Below are 1,207 nucleotides of genomic sequence, written 5' to 3' on the forward strand. Positions count from 1 at the left end.
CGGCGCGGTCTCGGTGGTCGAAGGCCCAGCATCCAACCGCTCCAAAGCAGCACGATCCACCTTGCCGTTACCCGTCAACGGCAACTCATCCAGAACATGAATCACCGACGGCACCATGTACGCCGGCAACACCGCCTCAGCCCGCGCCCGCAACCGCCCAGCCAGACCCTCCCCCGACACACCCCCGCCCGACACACTCCCATCCGGCACCGCATAAGCCACCAACCGGCGATGATGCCGATCCCGACCCGTCGCCGCAGCCACCACCACACCCACCCCCGGCTCCCCAGCCAGGCACGCCTCCACCTCACCCAACTCGATCCGGAACCCACCAACCTTGACCTGGAAATCCTCCCGACCCAAAAACTCGATCGTCCCGTCCGGCCAACGCCGCCCCAAATCCCCCGTCCGATACAACCGCTCCCCACTACCCGCATCGATCACGAACCGCTCCGCAGTCCGCTCCGCATCACCCCAATACCCCTGCGCCAACCCCACCCCGCCAATGAACAACTCCCCCACCACCCACGCCGGACACTCCTGCATCCGATCGTTGAACACATGCCAGCGCTGATTACGCAACGGCCACCCATACGGCACCGACTCCCACCCCGGATCCACCTGCCCCACCGGATAGAAGATCGACCAAATCCCCGCCTCCGTCGCACCCCCCAAACTCACCACATCCACACCCCGGAAAACCGACCGCGCCCGCCCCGGCAAACTCAACGGAATCCAATCCCCGCTCAGCAACGCCAACCGCAACCCCACCCCCTCCACCGGCCGATCCCCCACGAAATCGACCAGCATCTGCAGCAGCGCCGGCACCGAGTTCCACACCGTCACCCCATGAACGCGCATCAACTCCAGCCACCGCCCCGGATCCCTGCGCGCCTCCACCTCCGGCAACACCAGCACCCCACCAGCACCCAGCACCCCGAACACATCCCACACCGACAGATCGAAACTCAGCGACGACAACCCCAACACCCGATCCGCCGCCGAAACCCCGAACCGCTCATTCACATCCACACACGTATTCAGCGCCGCCCGATGCGAGACCATCACACCCTTCGGCACCCCCGTCGACCCCGACGTATAAATCACATACGCCAGATCATCCGCAGCCGACACCCGCACCGGCGCCTCCGAAGCACTCCCGCACTCCTCCACCGCCACCCGATGCACCCCCACCGGCCACCCATCC

The 1,207-nt window shown here is 65.9% G+C and carries 1 protein-coding gene; it reads right to left on the reverse strand.

Annotated elements, in window-relative coordinates; translation table 11 throughout:
- Window positions 1-1,179: AMP-binding protein (locus tag AB0H84_RS53390; protein WP_357622478.1), on the reverse strand; the 1,179-nt coding region annotated here is incomplete at its 3' end.
- Between the last annotated feature and the right edge of the window lie 28 nt (window positions 1,180-1,207).

Origin of the sequence: Nonomuraea sp. NPDC050786 (assembly GCF_040654115.1) — a bacterium.
Classification (GTDB): domain Bacteria; phylum Actinomycetota; class Actinomycetes; order Streptosporangiales; family Streptosporangiaceae; genus Nonomuraea.